We start from the raw sequence: 16,224 nt of genomic DNA, 5'->3' as shown, positions 1-16,224 counted from the left end.
GCTGTGGTCTCCGTTCTTGCTCAGGGCCGACACGCCGTAAAGGACGAGGGGGCGGCGGAGAGAAGCGAAAACCGCATCAGGCTGTGCCGCGCCGTTGCGCCATCTTGTACTGGCCCACCGCCCAGTCCTCCTCCGCGAGCCCCGCCTGCTTTGCCTGCTCAAACACCTCCGCGAGCGAGTCAGCCAGGCTGAGGCGCGCGCCTGCCGAAGCCGCGGCCTCGCGGAGCAGCCGGAGATCCTTCGCACCCAGATTGATTGTGGCGCCCACATGCTCCGGCGGGTGCAACATCACGTGGGCATATCCGGCGTAGAACGGCGACTGGAACAGCGCGCTGTTTACCGCTTCAATGAACACCTCAGGATCGATGCCCTGGGCTTTCGCGTAAACAAACGACTCGCCGAGCGAGTGGATCATGGCACTGATCAGAAAGTTGCCGCCAAGCTTGAGGGCGTGCGCCTGCTTCGGCTCTTTACCCACGACGGAGATCCCGCGCGAGAACGCCTCGAGAATCGGCCGCGCGCGCTCAACCAGATCGTCCGGACCGGCAACCACCGTCCAGAGCTTGCCGGCTTCCGCCACATTGGGACGGCCAAACACCGGCGCGGCGATAAAGGGAATTCCTCGCCGCGCGTGCTCCCGCGTGAGCCGCTCTGACAGCGCCACGCTGATGGTGCTGCAAGCAACGTGCAGCGTCGAGGGCGTCAGCGCGTCCATCAATCCGTTTTGGCCGAAGATCACTTCCTCATTCGCGTGGTCGTCGAACAGCATGGTGATCACGACGTCGGCGCCCAGCTCCGCTTCCGCAGGCGTGCCCGCCGCAATCGCCCCTTCCCGCAGCAACGGCTCGGTCTTTCCTTCACTGCGATTCCAGACCGCCAGTTCATGCCCCACCGCAATCAGCCGGTGTGCCATTGGCGTCCCCATGGCGCCCGTTCCCAGAAAACCAATACGCAAGCGTGTACCTCCCTGGAGCTGGTCCGCCAACCCTCGGCGGCGCTGGCGGCCGCCGCAGCCTATCATCCAAGAATAATCGGATCGCCTATCGGGCGGCGTACGGCACAGCCACACGGGCGTCACGCAAGGCGAGAGCCCACCAGCGCAGCCGGCCAAGCATGGCGCTCATCGAGCGCTCCGCGCGCTCTGGTTGTTTCAGTTTGCCTGTACCGTCAAATTGCTCCCAGGCGCTGGCGAAGCTGACCGAGTCTCGAATGGTGACAGCGTGGAGCTCCGCAAAGACCAGACGAAGTTGCTCCACGGCGCGCAGACCGCCCGAGACGCCGCCATAGGAAACAAACGCAACCGGCTTGGCGTGCCACTCCGCGCCCACTGAGTCGATCAGCATCTTCAGCACCGCGGGATAGCCATGGTTGTACTCCGGTGTGACCACAACGAACGCGTCACACTTCCCCATGCGGTCCCATACTGTCGGCGATGCCGATGACTCCCGGCTCTCTGCCAGGTTCATCTCGGCGGGATCGAGGATATCGATGCTGTAGTGTCCTTGCGCGCGGATCTCGTCTGCCGTCCAGCGCGCGATGGTGTCGCAGAAACGGCCCGGGCGCGCGCTTCCGTAGATAAGTCCGATGTGCAGGGTGTCGCTCATGCCTGAGAAATCTCCTCTCGTTCAATGCCTCTGACACTATACTGCAACCTCAAGTAAACTTGAGGTCAAGGGGCTGCTGATGAAAAAGCCGGCGAAGAAGTCGGTTCGAACAACGGATGGTTGCGAGGACGGCCAGCACGGACCCGTCGAGAAATGCGATTCCGCGGAACGGGGAGCCGTACGCGGGAAATGCAAAACCGATCTTTCGGTGGGGGAGGTTGCGGCTCGCGCGGGCATCGCGATTTCGACCCTGCACTTCTATGAGGCGGAGGGGTTGATTCGAAGCTGGCGCAACCTCGGCAATCAGCGCCGCTATGCACGCGAGGTGCTGCGTCGAGTGGCCGTGATTCGCGTCGCTCAGCGGGCCGGAATTTCGCTGGCCGCAATCCGCGACGCGTTGCAGGCGCTGCCGAATGAGCGCACGCCCACGGCGGAGGACTGGAGCAGGCTCTCGGCGGGCTGGCGCTCCGACCTGGACCACCGCATCCAGCGTCTCATGGGCCTGCGCGACCAGCTCGACGGTTGCATCGGGTGTGGCTGTTTGTCGATGGGCGTGTGTCCCCTGAGGAATCCATGGGACGAATTAGGCAAGCAGGGGCCCGGGCCACGGCTGCTTGATCCGGAACCGGACATCCAGTGAATAGAGCGGCGGCAGTTACACTGACACCGATGCTCCGCACCATTCAGGCGACGCGGTACGTGGTGCCCTTGCGCGAGGGCGGCTCTCTGCCCGCGATTGTAGAGGGTGACGACCTGGGCTTGTATGTTGTGAAATTCCGCGGAGCGGGACAAGGCATCCTGGCGCTGATTGCGGAACTCATTGCGGGCGAGATCGGTCGCGCCCTGGGGTTGCGCGTGCCGGAGATCGTGCTTGCCGAGATCCATCCGGCGCTGGGGCGTAACGAACCTGACGCCGAAATCCGGCACCTGCTCAAAGCAAGCGCCGGCTTGAACCTCGCGCTCGATTACCTGCCGGGCTCTGTCATGTTCGATCCCGCGGCGCGCGATGCGGCGCCCTCGCAGGAGGCGTCGATGCTGGTGTGGTTCGACGCGTTCACCCAGAACGTGGACCGCACGCCCCGCAATGCGAACCTGCTGGTGTGGCATAAGAAGCTCTATCCGATCGATCATGGGGCCGCGCTGTTCTTCCATCACGACTGGGCGACGATGGCGGCAAAATCTGCTTCGCCGTTCAAACAGATCGAGCAGCATGTCCTGCTGCCCTGGGCCGCGGATATCGCCGAGGCCGGAGCTGCTGCGCGCGAGAAGCTCAGCGAGGAGAGATTTGAGCGCATTCTGAATGCAGTTCCGGATGCCTGGCTGGAGGCCGTTCCGGGTGAGTTGAGCGCGACCGAGCGGCGGGCGGGGTATGCGGATTTCTTCCGGCGCCGCCTTGAAGCAGCGCACAGTTTTGAACAGGAGGCGACGGATGCACGCGCCCGCCTCATTTGATTACGCGCTGCTGCGCGTCGTTCCCCGCGTGGAGCGGCAGGAATTCATCAACGCGGGCGTGGTGGTCTACTGCCCGGAGAAGCGCTATCTCAGCGCTCGCATCCGCTTGGACGCAATCAGGCTGAAAGCACTCTGGCCCGATGCGGATGAGGCGCTGGTTGCCAAGCACCTTGAAGCCGTGGAGCGGATTTGCGCCGGAGATGAAGCAGCGGGGCCGATTGCGAAGCTATCGCAGCGCGAGCGTTTCCACTGGTTGACGTCGCCGCGCTCCACCATTATTCAGCCGTCGCCCGTGCACACGGGCGTGTGCGATGGAGCGGATGCATTGCTGGATCGGCTGGAGAAGCAGTTTCTAACGAACTGAGCGAGCCCCTGCTCGCACCCTCTCTTGCCTATGCTGAGCAGACCTGCTGGATGCACCAACGCTCTGCAGGTCGCCCTTACTGCGGCGTCACAAGCTGGTGCGCAATCGCAAACAAGGCCAGCTCCAGGCGCGTCGAGACGCCGGTTTTATCGAAGATGTTCGACAAGTGGCGCTTCACGGTCTCTTCGCTGAGGCCGAACTGCTTGGCGATGTCGCGATTCGAGCAGCCTTCCACGATCGATCCCACCACCTCAAGCTCGCGCGGCGTGAGCCCGAAGGTCTTGCGTTGCGGCACGGCGGCCTGCTGCATCAGGTCGTGCAGTGCGGAGACGAGATTGACGACCCGCTTGCCGCCGATCCAGTAGTCGCCCGCCGAAACAGTTCTGATCGCGGTCTGCAGGTGTCCGGCCAGCGCGTCTTTCAACACGATTCCGCGCGCGCCGATGTGCAGGGCCTCGATGATCTGCTGGGTGGTGATGGTTGAGGTCAGGAGGATGATTTTGACGGTGGGGCTGCCATTCATGATGGCGCGCATGGCCTCGAGACCGGGCAGGCGCGGCATCAGGAGGTCAAGCAAAAGGATGTCAGGCTGCAGTTCAAGCGTCTGGGTGATGGCTTCATCGCCGTCGCCGGCTTCGCCTACGACTTCAAAGCCAACCTCTTCGGTGAGCATATTGCGAACGCCGATCCGCACGACAGGATGATCATCAGCCAGGATAATTCGAATGGGTCGATCCACGAGTTGGACATTCCTCCACAAGGTCTGCTGGGCGCCCGGTCGATCTGCAAGGCACACTGCGTATCGGTGCGGCGTTGCCGGGCTGTGCCGGTTTATTCAGGGTCGCTTCCCTGGGGGGAGAACTCCGCTTTCAGCATACGCTCCAGATTCCGGGTGGCTGAATCCAAAAGCGGTAACAGAGTGCGAATGTACTCTAAATCATCACCCCCGGATTCGATAAGTTCGCCCACCCGCGCAGCTTCCAGCGCACCTGCCATGCCGCAGCCGCCTTTGATGGAGTGGCCCAGACGGTGAACTGTTTCGATGTCCGCAAAGTCGAGGGCCTCTTCGAGCGCCAGGCGCCGCTTTTGCAGATCAGCCACGACGGCTCCGTAGATCTCGCGTACCGCGGTTTCTTTCATCATGTCGCGCAGCTGCGCCAGAGTTTTCGGATTGATGATGGGCGGCATAGCGCCGGGGGGAAGCTGCGTGCCCTGCGAGTACGCCGGCCTGATCTCGAAGGCATGCTTTTCAAGAACCCGCTGCAGAGCCTCTGGGCCTATCGGCTTCAGGAGAAAGCCGTCCACGCCGCCCACCACCGCATCCGGCGCCTGGCTGCCGCTGATGGCGTAAATGGTGGCTGTGGAGCGGGCGCGGAGTTGCTGAATGAGGGGCGGCCCGCTGAGTCCCGGCATCTGGGTATCCATGAGAATCACATCGGGAACGAACTGGTCGGTCTCGAGTATGTTGAGCGACTCACCGCCGTCGGCGGCAGTTTGCACGGTGTAACCGCTCATAGTGAGGACAGTGGCCATGACCTCGCGGCTGACCAGGTCGTCGTCAATGATGAGAACGTTGGGGAGTTTACGGTTTGTTGCGAGCCCATGCACGGATTGAGTATGCCATCCTGACGCGGAGAGGGACAAAGCCATTCATAGACGAGTTAGCTCAGCTGCCTTTGACAGAACCCGGCATCTGACCGCGGCAGGCCCCGCCGGAGCTTGCCGCGTCATTCCTAACTCAGCCCCAGTATCTTCCTGTTGCGCTCCTTATCCGTCGCCCCACCCGCGAAATCATCAAACGCCTTCTCCGTGACCCGGATGATATGGTCCTGGATGAACGGCGCGCCTTCGGCTGCGCCCTGCTCGGGATGCTTCAGGCAGCACTCCCACTCCAGCACCGCCCAACCCGGATAGTCATACTGGGCAAACTTCGAGAAGATCTGGCTGAAGTCGACTTCGCCGTCGCCCAGCGAACGGAAACGCCCGGCACGGTCGATCCATGGCAGATACCCGCCATACACGCCTACGCGCCCCGTGGGATTGAACTCCGCATCCTTTACGTGAAACGCACGGATGCGCTCGTGATAGATGTCGATGAACTCCAGATAGTCGAGCTGCTGCAGAACCATGTGGCTGGGGTCGTAAAGGATGTTAGCCCGCTTGTGATTGTCGACCGCCTCGAGAAACCGCTCGAAGGTCACGCCATCATGCAGGTCTTCGCCGGGATGCAGTTCGAAACACAAATCCACGCCGTTCTCCTCGAAGACATTCAGAATTGGGAGCCAGCGCCGGCCCAGTTCCGCGAAGGTTTCTTCAATCAGCCCCGCCGGCCGCTGCGGCCAGGGATAGAAGAACGGCCACGCCAGCGCGCCTGAAAACGTAGCATGCGCGGTGAGGCCAAGATTGCGGCTCGCCTTCGCTGCAAAATGCAACTGCTGCACGGCCCACTGCTGGCGTGCCTGCGCATCGAGTCCGGCCGGAGCGAAGCCTTCGAGCATCGTGTCGTAAACGGGATGGCTCGCCACTAATTGACCCTGAAGGTGCGTCGAAAGCTCGGTAACTTCTACCCCCGCATCGCGCGCTGTGCCCAGGATCTCGTCGCAATACGCCTGGCTCTCTGCGGCACGTTGCAGATCGAACAGCCGCTTGTCCCACGTAGGAATTTGAATGCCCGCGAATCCCAGCTCCGCCGCCCACCCGGCCATGCCGGCAAGGGTGTTGAACGGCGCTTCGTCGCCCGCAAACTGAGCAAGAAAAATACCCGGTCCTTTAATCGTCCTCATGAACTGATCTCCTCGCAATTCCGATCACACATGACCACCTGATCACCTGATCACTTAAGCATCTGCTTAGAACTCCACCCACTGCCCTGTCCTGCTGCTCTCAATGGCGCGCTCAATGAATCGCATCCCGCGGACTGCTGCGCGAATCCCCGGCAGCGTAGCCGGCGCTTCAGCCTTGTTGGCGCGCCATGCCTCCAGCCACTCCGCAAACTCGCGATAGAGCACAGCGAAGGCCTCGAAATACCCTTCCGGATGTCCACCGGGCAGCCGCGTGACCGCGCGCGCATCGGGCGAAAGGTAGCCGCCCGACGCATGCCTTGTCTCATCCGGACCCGCAGTGCGCCGCAGGGTCAGAGTATTGGGATTCTCCTGCTGCCAGTGCAGGCTGCCCTTCTCACCGTATACGCGGATGCGCAGCCCGTTGCCTTCACCGGCTGCAATCTGCGACGCCAGCAGAATCCCCTGCGCGCCATTCGACAGCTTCAACAGCGCGGTGCAGTCGTCATCCACCTGCCTGCCTTCGACTACAGAACGCAACGTCCCCTGCAGCGCGATTACATCCAGCCCGGTGATGTACTCAAGCAGATGGAATGCATGCGTCCCGATGTCGCCAATGCATCCGCCCGGCCCGTTCAGCTTTGGATCGACACGCCATGATGCCTGCTTCTGCCCGCTGGCTTCAATCGATTCACTCAGCCACCCCTGCAGGTACTCCACGACCACTTTGCGCACCGGCCCAATCTCACCCGCCGCGCACAGCGCCCGTGCGTCACGTACCAGGGCATATCCGGCATAGGTGTGCGTCAACCCGTACGGCAGCCCGGCCCTGGCGACCACCTTCTCAAGTTCCAGCACCTGGTCGTAAGTCGCCGTAGCAGGCTTGTCGCTCATCACCGGGATGCCCGCTTCCAGCGCCGCTTTTGCAACGGGTAAATGCGTACTGTTGGGGGTTGCGATCACCACGAAGTCGATCGCATCCGGGCGCTGCTTCTCCTGGGCGATCATCTCCTCATAACTGCCATAAGCGCGCTGCGGATCGATACGGTAGGAAAGACCGGCCGCCCGCGACTTTTCCGGTGACGAGGAAAATGCGCCGGCAACCAGTTCAATCCGTCCATCCAGCTCAGCGGCGATGCGGTGCACCGGGCCGATAAATGCTCCCGGGCCACCGCCGACCAATCCCATGCGAAGCTTGCGTGATTCTGCCATTGTTTCCAGACCTCTGATTCAGACCTCAGGATTAAAACTTCAGCAAATTCAAACTTCCAGTTCAGCGCGCTTCAATCCCCGTGCCAGCGTCCTGAGCAGGACCAGGGCAACCAGGTAAGCGCAGCCCGAATAGATAAACAGCGGCGCAAATCCCGACTGCGTGTGCATATCGCGCGCTCGCTGCAAAACGTCGCCTGCAATGGGCTGAAAGATCGCTCCGCCGAGCGCGCCGGCCACCTGCCCAAAACTCACAACGGTGCCCACGTGCTCTGACGGAAACATATCTGAAACGGTTGTGAAGATATTCGCCGACCATCCCTGGTGGGCCGCAGCCGCCAAGGACAGCAGGCCCACGGCAAGCCACTGCGAGCTGAGGCCGCCCACGATCACCACCGGCACCACGCAGCACGCGCACGTGAGCATTGCCGCCAGCCGTGCGCGTTTTAGATTCATACCCAGCTTCAGATAGCCTTTCGGCAGCCACCCGCCATACACGCTGCCAATGGTCGACACCACGTACACAATCACCAGCGGCGGGCCCATGTGGGTGAGATCCAGCGCAAACCGCGAATGGAAGTACTGCGGCAACCAGAACAGGAAAAACCACCACACCGGATCGGTGAGGAACTTGCCCGCCATGAAGGCCCAGGCCTGCCGGTAGCGCAGCAATCGCCACCAGCGAAGCACGCGCGCAGGGGGGGCCACGACCACGTGGCCGCGCGTCCAATCCATGGTTTCATGGGGGCGCCGGTAGCGAATCGACCACCACACAATCCACGCAGCGCTGAAAATACCGGTTACGAGAAATGCCGCGCGCCATCCAAAATGCAACGCGACCCACGGCACCATGAGCGGCGCGACAATGGCGCCTACTCCCGCGCCTGAATTAAAGATGCCGGTTGCGAGTGCGCGCTCTTTGGGCTGAAACCACTCCGCCGTGGCTTTAATCGCCGCCGGAAAGTTGCCGCTCTCGCCCAACCCCAGGACGAAGCGCGCAATCCCGAATCCCATCACCGACCGAACCAGCGCATGTGCCATCGCCGCCAGGCTCCACAAGCCGGTGACGATGGGATAACCCTTGCGGCACCCGACGCGATCGACAAACCGGCCGGCGAAGATGACGCCCAGCGCATAGGCGACCTGAAACCCGGCGAGGATATATCCGTACTGCTGATCGGTGACGTTGATGGTGGTTTCCACCACCGGCCAGCCGGGGATCAGGGGCTGCAGGTGAATCGTCTGCCCGTGCAGAATGGGCTTCAGGATCGACAGCACCTGGCGATCAACATAGTTGATGGTGGTGGCCACAAACAGCATGGCGCAAACGGTCCAGCGGCCCCGGAGTGCAGGCGGCTCAGCAAGGGAATCGATCTGTTCTTCTGTGGGGGGCATCAGGGTCCCGACCAATCTATCAGTCCGCACTACCAGTCCGTCAGAGTCCCATCGATCTTGCGATTCACCGGCAGATAGGCGCGCTGATAAGGATACTGCGCCGCAAGCTTCTCATTCAGATCGACGCCGAGCCCAGGCGCATCGCCCGGATACATGTAGCCGTCTTTGAACGAATAGTTGTGAGGGAACACGGCGTCCGTCTCATCGGTATGCGGCATGTGCTCCTGGATGCCGAAGTTATGAATTGCCGTATCGAAGTGCAGCGCCGCGGCCATGCACACCGGCGACAGGTCCGTCGCCCCATGGCAGCCCGTCTTCACGTGATACAACTCGGCGAAGTCGGCGAGCTTTTTCAGTGGAGTGATTCCGCCCGCGTGGGTGAGCGTGGCGCGAATGTAGTCGATCCACTGGTTGCGGATGAGGTCGTGCGCATCCCACAGCGAATTGAACACCTCGCCGACCGCGAGGGGCGTGGTGGTGTGCTCGCGGATCACGCGGAATCCTTCCTGCAACTCCGCGGGCGTGGGGTCCTCGATCCAGAAAAGATGAAACGGCTCAAGCTCCTTGCCCAGCCGCGCCGCTTCAATGGGCGTGAGGCGATGATGGCAGTCATGCAGCAGGTACAGGTCTCCACCGAACGCCTCGCGCACGCGTGCAAAGAGCTTTGGCACGGAGCGCAGATAGGGCTCCGTCTCCCACTCGTACTCTGAAGGAAGCCCGCGCTCGGCCGGCTCGTACCGTCCAGGGCCCTTTGCGACTCCGTATGTCGACTTGAGGCCCGCGATGCCGCTCTGCACGCGGATGGCGCGATAGCCGAGGTCCTTGTGAAGGGCAACATCTTCGAGGGCAGCGTCAATGTCTTTGCCGAAGGCGTGGCAGTAGACGAGCACGCCATCGCGGCTCTTGCCGCCCAGCAGGTTGTAGACGGGTGTATTAAGCGCCTTGCCCTTGATGTCCCAGAGCGCCATGTCGACCGCGCCGATGGCAGACATGGTCACAGGGCCGCGCCGCCAGTAGGGGCCGCGATAAAAGTACTGCCAGATATCTTCGATCTGGAACGGATCGCGCCCGATGAGGCATGGAATCACATGGTCCGCCAGGTAACTCGCTACCGCCATTTCGCGCCCGTTCAGGGTGCCGTCGCCAAGGCCGTAGATGCCTTCATCCGTTTCAATTTTGAGCGTGATGAAATTGCGGCCCGGCGAGGTGATATTGACGTACGCGTTGGTGATTTTCACTCGCTGCCTCCCCCGCCCCTGTATTCCTCTTTCCCTTTTTCCCTCTGCCCTTTTTCCCTGTCCTTCTACCGATTCACTCCGCTGGCCAAGAATCCGCCATCCACGGCCACAATCTCACCGGTCACATACGCCGAGGCTTCCGAGGCCAGGAAGATCGCGGCGCCCTGCAACTCCTCTGCCTTGCCGAAGCGCCCCATCGGCACGCGCATGTGCAGTTCTTCGCCGCGCGGCGTGCCCGTAATCAACTTCGCATTCAACTCCGTTGGAAACATGCCTGGCGCAATCGCATTCACATTGACGCCGCTCTGCGCCAGTTCGATGGCCAGCACCTTGGTCAGCGAACCCACCGCCGCCTTGCTGGCCGAGTACGCCGCCACTTGAAAGAAGCCAACAAACGTTGTCAGCGATGCGATGTTGACGATGCGTCCGTAGCCGGCGTTGACCATGGTCTTACCGAAGATCTGGCAGGCGCGCAGCGTGCCGGTGAGATTCGTCTCGATTACGCGCGACCACTCGGCTTCGCTCTCCTCCAGCGTGGCCGACTTGTGGGTCACGCCGGCCGCATTCACGAGAATGTCCACTTTGCCGAATTCCTTGATCGCGGCGTCGTGCAGCGCCTGAAGCGTCGAGCGGTCCAGCACATCGCTGGTCACCCGCAGGGTGCGGCGGCCCAGCGCTTCAATCTCGGCTGCAACAGTATTCACCTGCTCCGCACGGCGCGAGCTGGCCACCACATCGGCGCCCGCTTCCGCCAGGCCCAGCGCAATCGCGTGGCCAAGGCCGGTGGTCCCGCCCGTCACCACGGCCACACGGCCGCTCAGATCAAACAGACTCTTGTTCATTCGTAGAACTCCGTACAACGGTTCACTTTACAGGATGGGGTTGCGGATGGTCACAAAGCGTTCTTTCCGACGCAAGAAATCTATCACGTAAGTCGATTTACTCGCAGACGCTCCGGTCTCCAAACACACACCGGCCGCGTGCGTTAGAGTGGTCTTTAAATCATTGACGAGGAGCGCCGCAGAGCGAAATGGATTCGATCGTCATTCCTGATTCCCCCCGCCGCTGGGATTGTTTGAGCCTGGGCGAAGTGATGCTGCGCCTCGATCCTGGCGAAGGGCGCATCCACACTACGCGCCGCTTTGACGTGTGGGAGGGCGGCGGCGAATACAACGTCGCGCGCGGCCTGCGCCGCTGCTTTGGCCTGACGACCGCCATCGCCACCGCGCTGGCCGATAATGCCGCCGGACGCCTGGTCGAAGATCTCATCCTGCAGGGCGGGGTCGACTCTTCCCTGCTCCGCTGGGTCAAGTACGACGGCGTGGGACGCGAAGTCCGCAACGGCCTCAACTTCACGGAGCGCGGGTTCGGCGTGCGCGCGGCCGCCGGCTGCTCCGATCGCGGCCACACCGCCGTCAGCCAAATTCAACGCGGCGACTTTGATTGGGGCACAATCTTGGGGAGCCAAAACGGAACGAAGTGGTTTCATACCGGCGGCATCTTCGCCGCGCTCTCGGAGTCCACGGCAGACGCCGCGATCGAAGCCATGGACGCGGCCCGCGCCACCGGCACCCCCATCTCCTTCGATCTCAACTACCGCGAATCCCTCTGGAAATCGATTGGAGGCAGAGCCCGCGCGCAGCAGGTCAACCGCGAGCTGGTCCGCAAAGTCGACGTGCTCCTGGGGAACGAGGAGGACTTCTCCGCGATGCTTGGCGTAGAGATCAAAGGCGTCAGCGAGGACTTCGGCGAGTTGCCCATCGCAGCCTATGAAGAGATGCTCCGCGAGGTTGCCGCTGCCTATCCCAATCTCAAGGTTGTTGCCAGCACGCTGCGCACTGCGCACACCGCCAGCCGCAACGCCTGGGGCGCCATCGCTCTCTACGAGGACAAGATGGTTCACGTGCCGCAGCGCGAGGTCGAGATTTACGATCGGGTGGGTGGCGGCGACAGCTTCGCCTCCGGCCTCATCTACGGCTTCCTCGCCGGCAAAGGCATCGACTGGGCCGTGCAGTGCGGAGTAGCCCACGGCGCACTCGCGATGACCACACCCGGGGACACCAGCATGGCCACCCTCGCGGAAGTCGAACGCACCATGAAGGGCGGCAGCGCCCGCATCGCGCGCTAACCGGATCGATAAGAGGATCGAATGTCTGAATCCACAGCACAAATCATCGAGCGCGTCGGGCTGATTCCGGTTCTCCGCGCCAAAAACGCAAAACAGGCCCATGCGGTAGTCGACGCGATGATGGAAGGCGGCGTCACCGTCGTCGAGGTCACCATGACCGTGCCCGGCGCCATCGACGTCCTCCGCGATCTGAAGCAGAAATACGGCGACAAGCTCCTGCTGGGCTCCGGCACCGTCACCACCGCCAAAGAAGCCGAAGCCACCATCGAGGCCGGCGCCGAATTCGTAGTCAGCCCGAGCGTCCACCTCGAGGTCATCGAGGCCACGAAAGCCGCGCACAAGGTGTCGATTCCCGGCGCGCTCACCCCCACCGAGGTGATCACCGCGCACCGCGCCGGCGCCGATTACGTGAAGATCTTTCCCTGCTCCGCGATGGGCGGCGCGCCATATCTCAAGGCTCTCCTCGCGCCGTTTCCGTTCCTCAAGCTTATTCCCACCGGCGGCGTCACACTGGATACGGCTGAGAGCTTTCTGAAAGCCGGAGCCCGCGCTCTCGGCGTGGGCAGCGACCTCGTAAATCTGACAGCTGTCGACGAAGAACGCCCCGAAATCATCACTCAGGCCGCGCAGGCGTATCTGCAGGTGTTTGCAAGGGCCAGGACATAAACGTTCGCCGTCTGCGCGGGGATCGTATCTGCAAATTTTGCGAATGTATGAGGACCTGAAACGTCCACCGTCGGCGCAGGACCGCGGGACTTACCACATGGCAAAACCCCATCGTGAACTGTTGACCGGGCTCTAGGGGTCCTGTGCTATCCTCAGCGTCGAGAGTTACCCTCCGGAGACTGATCAAGATGGCATACGTCATTGCAGAACCCTGTATCGGCACCAAGGACACCGCTTGCGTAGATGCGTGTCCCGTCGATTGCATCCACCCTAAAAAGGACGAGGACGGCCACGGCGAAGCCGATCAGCTCTTCATCGATCCGGTCGAGTGCATCGACTGCGGCGCCTGCGTTCCGGCTTGCCCTGTGTCGGCCATCTTCGCGGCAGACGATCTGCCCGAGAAGTGGGCGCACTTCACTGAGAAGAACGCCACTCACTTCGGCCGCTAGTGCTCTGCTGAAGCGCCCGCACGGCCTAGGTGTGTCAATGACGCGCATCCCGCCAACACGGGGTGCGCGTTCGTGTTTTGAGAGGATGGATCCGAATGCCCGTCCTCACCTCTGAAGCGATGGTCCTGCGCACCTGGCCGGTGCAGGAAGCCGACCTCATCGTCAGCTTTTTCACGCGCGACTACGGCAAGCTGCGCGGGGTGGCTAAATCAGCTCTCAAAAGCCGCAAGCGCTTTGGCGGCGCGCTCGAACCCATGACCGTCGCCCGCGCCTGGTTCGCCGAAAAACCCCGCCAGGACCTCGTCCGCCTCGACCAGCTCGAAATCCTCTCTTCCCCGCTCAGCCGCCCCGTCGACGCCATTCGACTCGCCGTCCTCAGCTTCTACGCCGAGGTGCTTGAAGAGGCGCTCCCCGAGCGCGATCCGCATGAAACCATCTTTCGCCTCACCACCGCCGTCCTCGAACACACCACCGCGGTCGCCAGCAACACCGTCCAACCCTGGATGCCCCTCACCTACTTCACCCTCTGGATCACCCGCCTCATGGGCCTGCTGCCGGACATCGCCCATTGCACCATCTGCGGCGAAGCCCTCCACGCCGAGGAAGTCAATTTCAACTTCCATGCCGACGGCTTCTTTTGCGAAGTGCACCGCCACACCAGCGACACTCTCCTTTCCGCCGACTCCTGGCAGTCGGCCCTGCGCATGCTCCGCAACCCCGTGGCGAGTTTTGCGACGGAAGACTGGCCCCGGCGCCGCGCCCAGGACCTGCGACGCTTCCTGCAGAACACCCTGGAGCGCCACCTCGAGCGCAAACTGCGCTCCGCGGAAGCTCTCGCCCGCCTCTAGCGATAAGTCCACTGTTAAAATCAACTTCAGTTCCATCCAATCTGCGCCACGCGCAGCAAGAGAGAACCCTCGTGTCATCATCCGCACTCTCCACTCCGCAAACCGGCGCGAAGACCGCGCTCACGTTTCAGGAACTGCTCTTCCGCCTGCAGGGCTTCTGGGCCGAGCGCGGATGCGTGCTGCAGCAGCCCTATGACGTGGAAGTGGGCGCCGGCACCATGTCCCCTGAAACCTTCCTGCGTGTGCTCGGGCCCAAGCCGTTCAAAGTTGGCTACGCCCAGCCCTCGCGCCGGCCCGCCGACGGCCGCTACGGGGAGAATCCCAACCGCCTCTTCAAGCACACCCAGTTCCAGCTCATCCTCAAGCCTCCGCCGGTCAATGTGCAGGAGCTCTATCTGCAGTCGCTCGAGGCCATTGGCATCGACCTGCGCCAGCACGACTTGAAGTTTGAAGAAGACAACTGGGAGTGGCCCGCGGGCGGCGCCTGGGGCGTGGGCTGGCAGGTCATGCTGGACGGCCTTGAGATCACGCAGTTCACTTACTTCCAGCAGTGCGGCGGGCTCGATCTCGAGCCCATATGCGCCGAGCTCACCTACGGCCTCGAACGCATCGCGAAATACCTCCAGGACGTCAAATCCATCTACGACATCGTGTGGGCCCGCGATCCCGAGACGGGCGCAGAGGTCACCTACGGCGACGTTCGCCTGGCAGAAGAGCTGCAGTTCAGTGTCTATAACTTCGAATACGCGGACGTGCCGCGCCTTTGGGAACACTTCAACAGCTATGAGGCGGAAGCGAAAGACCTGCTGGCGAAGGCCGGTGCGCTGCTTGCCAATGAAAACGCAACCGCCGTCGACAAGCGCCGCTTCCCGCTGCTGGCCACGTACGAACTCGCCCTGAAGTGCTCGCACCTGTTCAATCTGCTCGACGCACGGGGCGCCATCAGCGTCACGGAACGCGTTGGCATCATCGGCCGCATTCGCAATCTCGCGGTAGGAGTAGCGAAAGCCTACGCCCTGCAGCAAGGCGCCTGATCTTTGACCGGAGGCCGGGCTCACGAACGAAATGGATTTCTGGCTTTGTAACAGGGCACGATTTAGCCGTGCCGAAACAGCCCGCACATGACTTCGGGCTTTAGCCCCTGAGGGATTTGGAAAGATTTGCCATGCCAGCTTTTCTCCTTGAAATCGGACTCGAAGAAGTTCCCGCCCGCATGATCGCCTCGGCGGAAGCCGAGCTGGGCCGCCGCGCCACGGAACTGCTCACCCGCGAGCGCCTGCTCGACGCCGCCGCAAAGGTCACCACCTACTCCACGCCGCGCCGGCTGGCCGTCGTAATCGAAGGCGTTCTTCCCTCGCAGGCTGACGTCGAAGAGCAGCTCACCGGTCCTTCCTGGGCCGTGGCTTTCAAAGACGGCGCGCCCACCAAGGCCGCTGAAGCTTTCGCCAAAAAGGCCGGCGTGGACGTAACCGCCCTTGCCAAGGTGACTACGACCAAAGGCGAATACGTCGGCGCTACCGTCACCCGCACCGGTCGCACGGCCGCGGAGATCCTTGCCGCCGATCTGCCCAAAGAAGTCCTCTCCATCTACTGGGCGAAAAACATGTACTGGCGCGCCGGCAAGCCGGAGCGCTTTGTGCGACCCATTCGCTGGATCGTGGCCCTGCTTGACTCGGCTGTCATTCCGCTCGAAGTCGCCGGCATTGCAGCCGGCGACACCAGCCGCGGCCATCGCGTTCTCCACGGTGCAGCCCCCGTCGCCATCGCCTCGCCCATTGCATACGCCGAAACTCTGCGCGGCGCCAAGGTCATTGTCGATGTTGCCGAGCGCCGCCAGGTCATCCGCAAAGCCCTGGACCGCGTCACCCGCACCGTCCCCGGCGCCCGCTGGCGCGAAGACGAACCCCTGGTCGAGACCGTTACCCACCTCACCGAGTGGCCCTCCGCCATCCTCGGCACCTTTGAGCCGGAATACCTCGCCCTGCCCGAAGAAGTTCTCGTCACCGTCATGCGCGACCACCAGAAATACTTCGCGGTGGAAGACGCCAACAAGAAACTCGCGCCGCACTTCCTCGCCGTGCTCAACACCGA

At 62.4% G+C, this 16,224-nt stretch carries 18 protein-coding genes; 9 read left to right on the top strand and 9 right to left on the bottom strand.

Translation table 11 applies throughout. The features are described 5' to 3' along the window. Nucleotides 1–76: 76 nt before the first annotated feature. Nucleotides 77–955 (bottom strand): NAD(P)-dependent oxidoreductase, encoded by an 879-nt coding sequence (locus VGL22_RS19885; protein ID WP_465268705.1) that lies wholly within the window; start codon nt 953–955, stop codon nt 77–79. A gap of 85 nt (nt 956–1,040) precedes the next feature. Continuing rightward, complete coding sequence (locus VGL22_RS19880; RefSeq protein ID WP_465268704.1) at nt 1,041–1,604, bottom strand: NADPH-dependent FMN reductase; 564 nt, start codon at nt 1,602–1,604, stop codon at nt 1,041–1,043. 79 nt (nt 1,605–1,683) lie between these two features. On the opposite strand from VGL22_RS19880, the gene soxR reads away from it, so the two are divergent. The 3 genes from soxR to VGL22_RS19865 are packed head-to-tail and all read left to right on the top strand — an operon-like array spanning nt 1,684 to nt 3,420. Next, complete coding sequence (gene soxR, locus VGL22_RS19875) at nt 1,684–2,244, top strand: redox-sensitive transcriptional activator SoxR (protein ID WP_465268703.1); 561 nt, start codon at nt 1,684–1,686, stop codon at nt 2,242–2,244. Between the two features lie 29 nt (nt 2,245–2,273). Continuing rightward, on the top strand, nt 2,274–3,056 hold the full coding sequence (locus VGL22_RS19870; RefSeq protein WP_465268702.1) for a HipA family kinase: 783 nt from the start codon (nt 2,274–2,276) through the stop codon (nt 3,054–3,056). Further along, on the top strand, nt 3,034–3,420 hold the full coding sequence (locus VGL22_RS19865; RefSeq protein WP_465268701.1) for a DUF3037 domain-containing protein: 387 nt from the start codon (nt 3,034–3,036) through the stop codon (nt 3,418–3,420). Before VGL22_RS19870 ends, VGL22_RS19865 begins: the two co-directional genes overlap by 23 nt. Nucleotides 3,421–3,496: 76 nt before the next feature. On the opposite strand, the gene VGL22_RS19860 is transcribed toward VGL22_RS19865, so the two are convergent. From VGL22_RS19860 to VGL22_RS19830, 7 genes are all read right to left on the bottom strand, one after another. After that, nucleotides 3,497–4,159: a response regulator gene (locus VGL22_RS19860; RefSeq protein WP_465268700.1), complete on the bottom strand. Its 663-nt coding sequence runs from the start codon at nt 4,157–4,159 to the stop codon at nt 3,497–3,499. A gap of 92 nt (nt 4,160–4,251) precedes the next feature. After that, nucleotides 4,252–5,070, bottom strand: a complete 819-nt coding sequence (locus VGL22_RS19855; protein WP_465268699.1) for a response regulator — start codon at nt 5,068–5,070, stop codon at nt 4,252–4,254. Nucleotides 5,071–5,153: 83 nt separating this feature from the next. Continuing rightward, the gene (locus VGL22_RS19850; RefSeq protein ID WP_465268698.1) at nt 5,154–6,203 is read right to left on the bottom strand and encodes a sugar phosphate isomerase/epimerase family protein; all 1,050 of its coding nucleotides are present in this window, start codon (nt 6,201–6,203) and stop codon (nt 5,154–5,156) included. Between the two features lie 66 nt (nt 6,204–6,269). After that, complete coding sequence (locus tag VGL22_RS19845) at nt 6,270–7,412, bottom strand: Gfo/Idh/MocA family protein (RefSeq protein WP_465268697.1); 1,143 nt, start codon at nt 7,410–7,412, stop codon at nt 6,270–6,272. 48 nt (nt 7,413–7,460) lie between these two features. Continuing rightward, nucleotides 7,461–8,804, bottom strand: coding sequence for an MFS transporter (locus VGL22_RS19840; protein ID WP_465268696.1), 1,344 nt, complete (start codon nt 8,802–8,804; stop codon nt 7,461–7,463). Nucleotides 8,805–8,833: 29 nt separating this feature from the next. Then, nucleotides 8,834–10,042 (bottom strand): D-mannonate dehydratase ManD, encoded by a 1,209-nt coding sequence (gene manD / locus VGL22_RS19835; protein ID WP_465268695.1) that lies wholly within the window; start codon nt 10,040–10,042, stop codon nt 8,834–8,836. A gap of 65 nt (nt 10,043–10,107) precedes the next feature. Further along, on the bottom strand, nt 10,108–10,884 hold the full coding sequence (locus tag VGL22_RS19830; RefSeq protein WP_465268694.1) for an SDR family NAD(P)-dependent oxidoreductase: 777 nt from the start codon (nt 10,882–10,884) through the stop codon (nt 10,108–10,110). A gap of 188 nt (nt 10,885–11,072) precedes the next feature. Here VGL22_RS19830 and VGL22_RS19825 point away from each other — a divergent pair, with 188 nt between their 5' ends. The 6 genes from VGL22_RS19825 to glyS all read left to right on the top strand — a co-directional run. Then, a complete protein-coding gene (locus tag VGL22_RS19825; RefSeq protein ID WP_465268693.1) occupies nt 11,073–12,170 on the top strand; it encodes a PfkB family carbohydrate kinase in 1,098 nt (365 codons plus the stop codon). 21 nt (nt 12,171–12,191) lie between these two features. Then, the gene (locus tag VGL22_RS19820) at nt 12,192–12,836 is read left to right on the top strand and encodes a bifunctional 4-hydroxy-2-oxoglutarate aldolase/2-dehydro-3-deoxy-phosphogluconate aldolase (protein WP_465268692.1); all 645 of its coding nucleotides are present in this window, start codon (nt 12,192–12,194) and stop codon (nt 12,834–12,836) included. Nucleotides 12,837–13,024: 188 nt separating this feature from the next. Then, nucleotides 13,025–13,285 (top strand): 4Fe-4S dicluster domain-containing protein, encoded by a 261-nt coding sequence (locus VGL22_RS19815; protein ID WP_465268691.1) that lies wholly within the window; start codon nt 13,025–13,027, stop codon nt 13,283–13,285. A 95-nt stretch (nt 13,286–13,380) separates the two neighbouring features. Further along, nucleotides 13,381–14,133 (top strand): DNA repair protein RecO, encoded by a 753-nt coding sequence (gene recO, locus VGL22_RS19810; RefSeq protein ID WP_465268690.1) that lies wholly within the window; start codon nt 13,381–13,383, stop codon nt 14,131–14,133. A 71-nt stretch (nt 14,134–14,204) separates the two neighbouring features. Next, nucleotides 14,205–15,167 (top strand): glycine--tRNA ligase subunit alpha, encoded by a 963-nt coding sequence (locus tag VGL22_RS19805; RefSeq protein WP_465268689.1) that lies wholly within the window; start codon nt 14,205–14,207, stop codon nt 15,165–15,167. A gap of 131 nt (nt 15,168–15,298) precedes the next feature. After that, nucleotides 15,299–16,224 (top strand): glycine--tRNA ligase subunit beta (gene glyS, locus VGL22_RS19800; RefSeq protein WP_465268688.1); only part of this gene is annotated, 926 nt, incomplete at its 3' end.

It is taken from the genome of Occallatibacter sp. (genome assembly GCF_036502485.1).
In the GTDB taxonomy this organism is placed as follows: domain Bacteria; phylum Acidobacteriota; class Terriglobia; order Terriglobales; family Acidobacteriaceae; genus Telmatobacter.
Note: the sequence above shows the minus strand (reverse complement) of the source record. Positions and strands in the feature narration are given on the sequence as shown.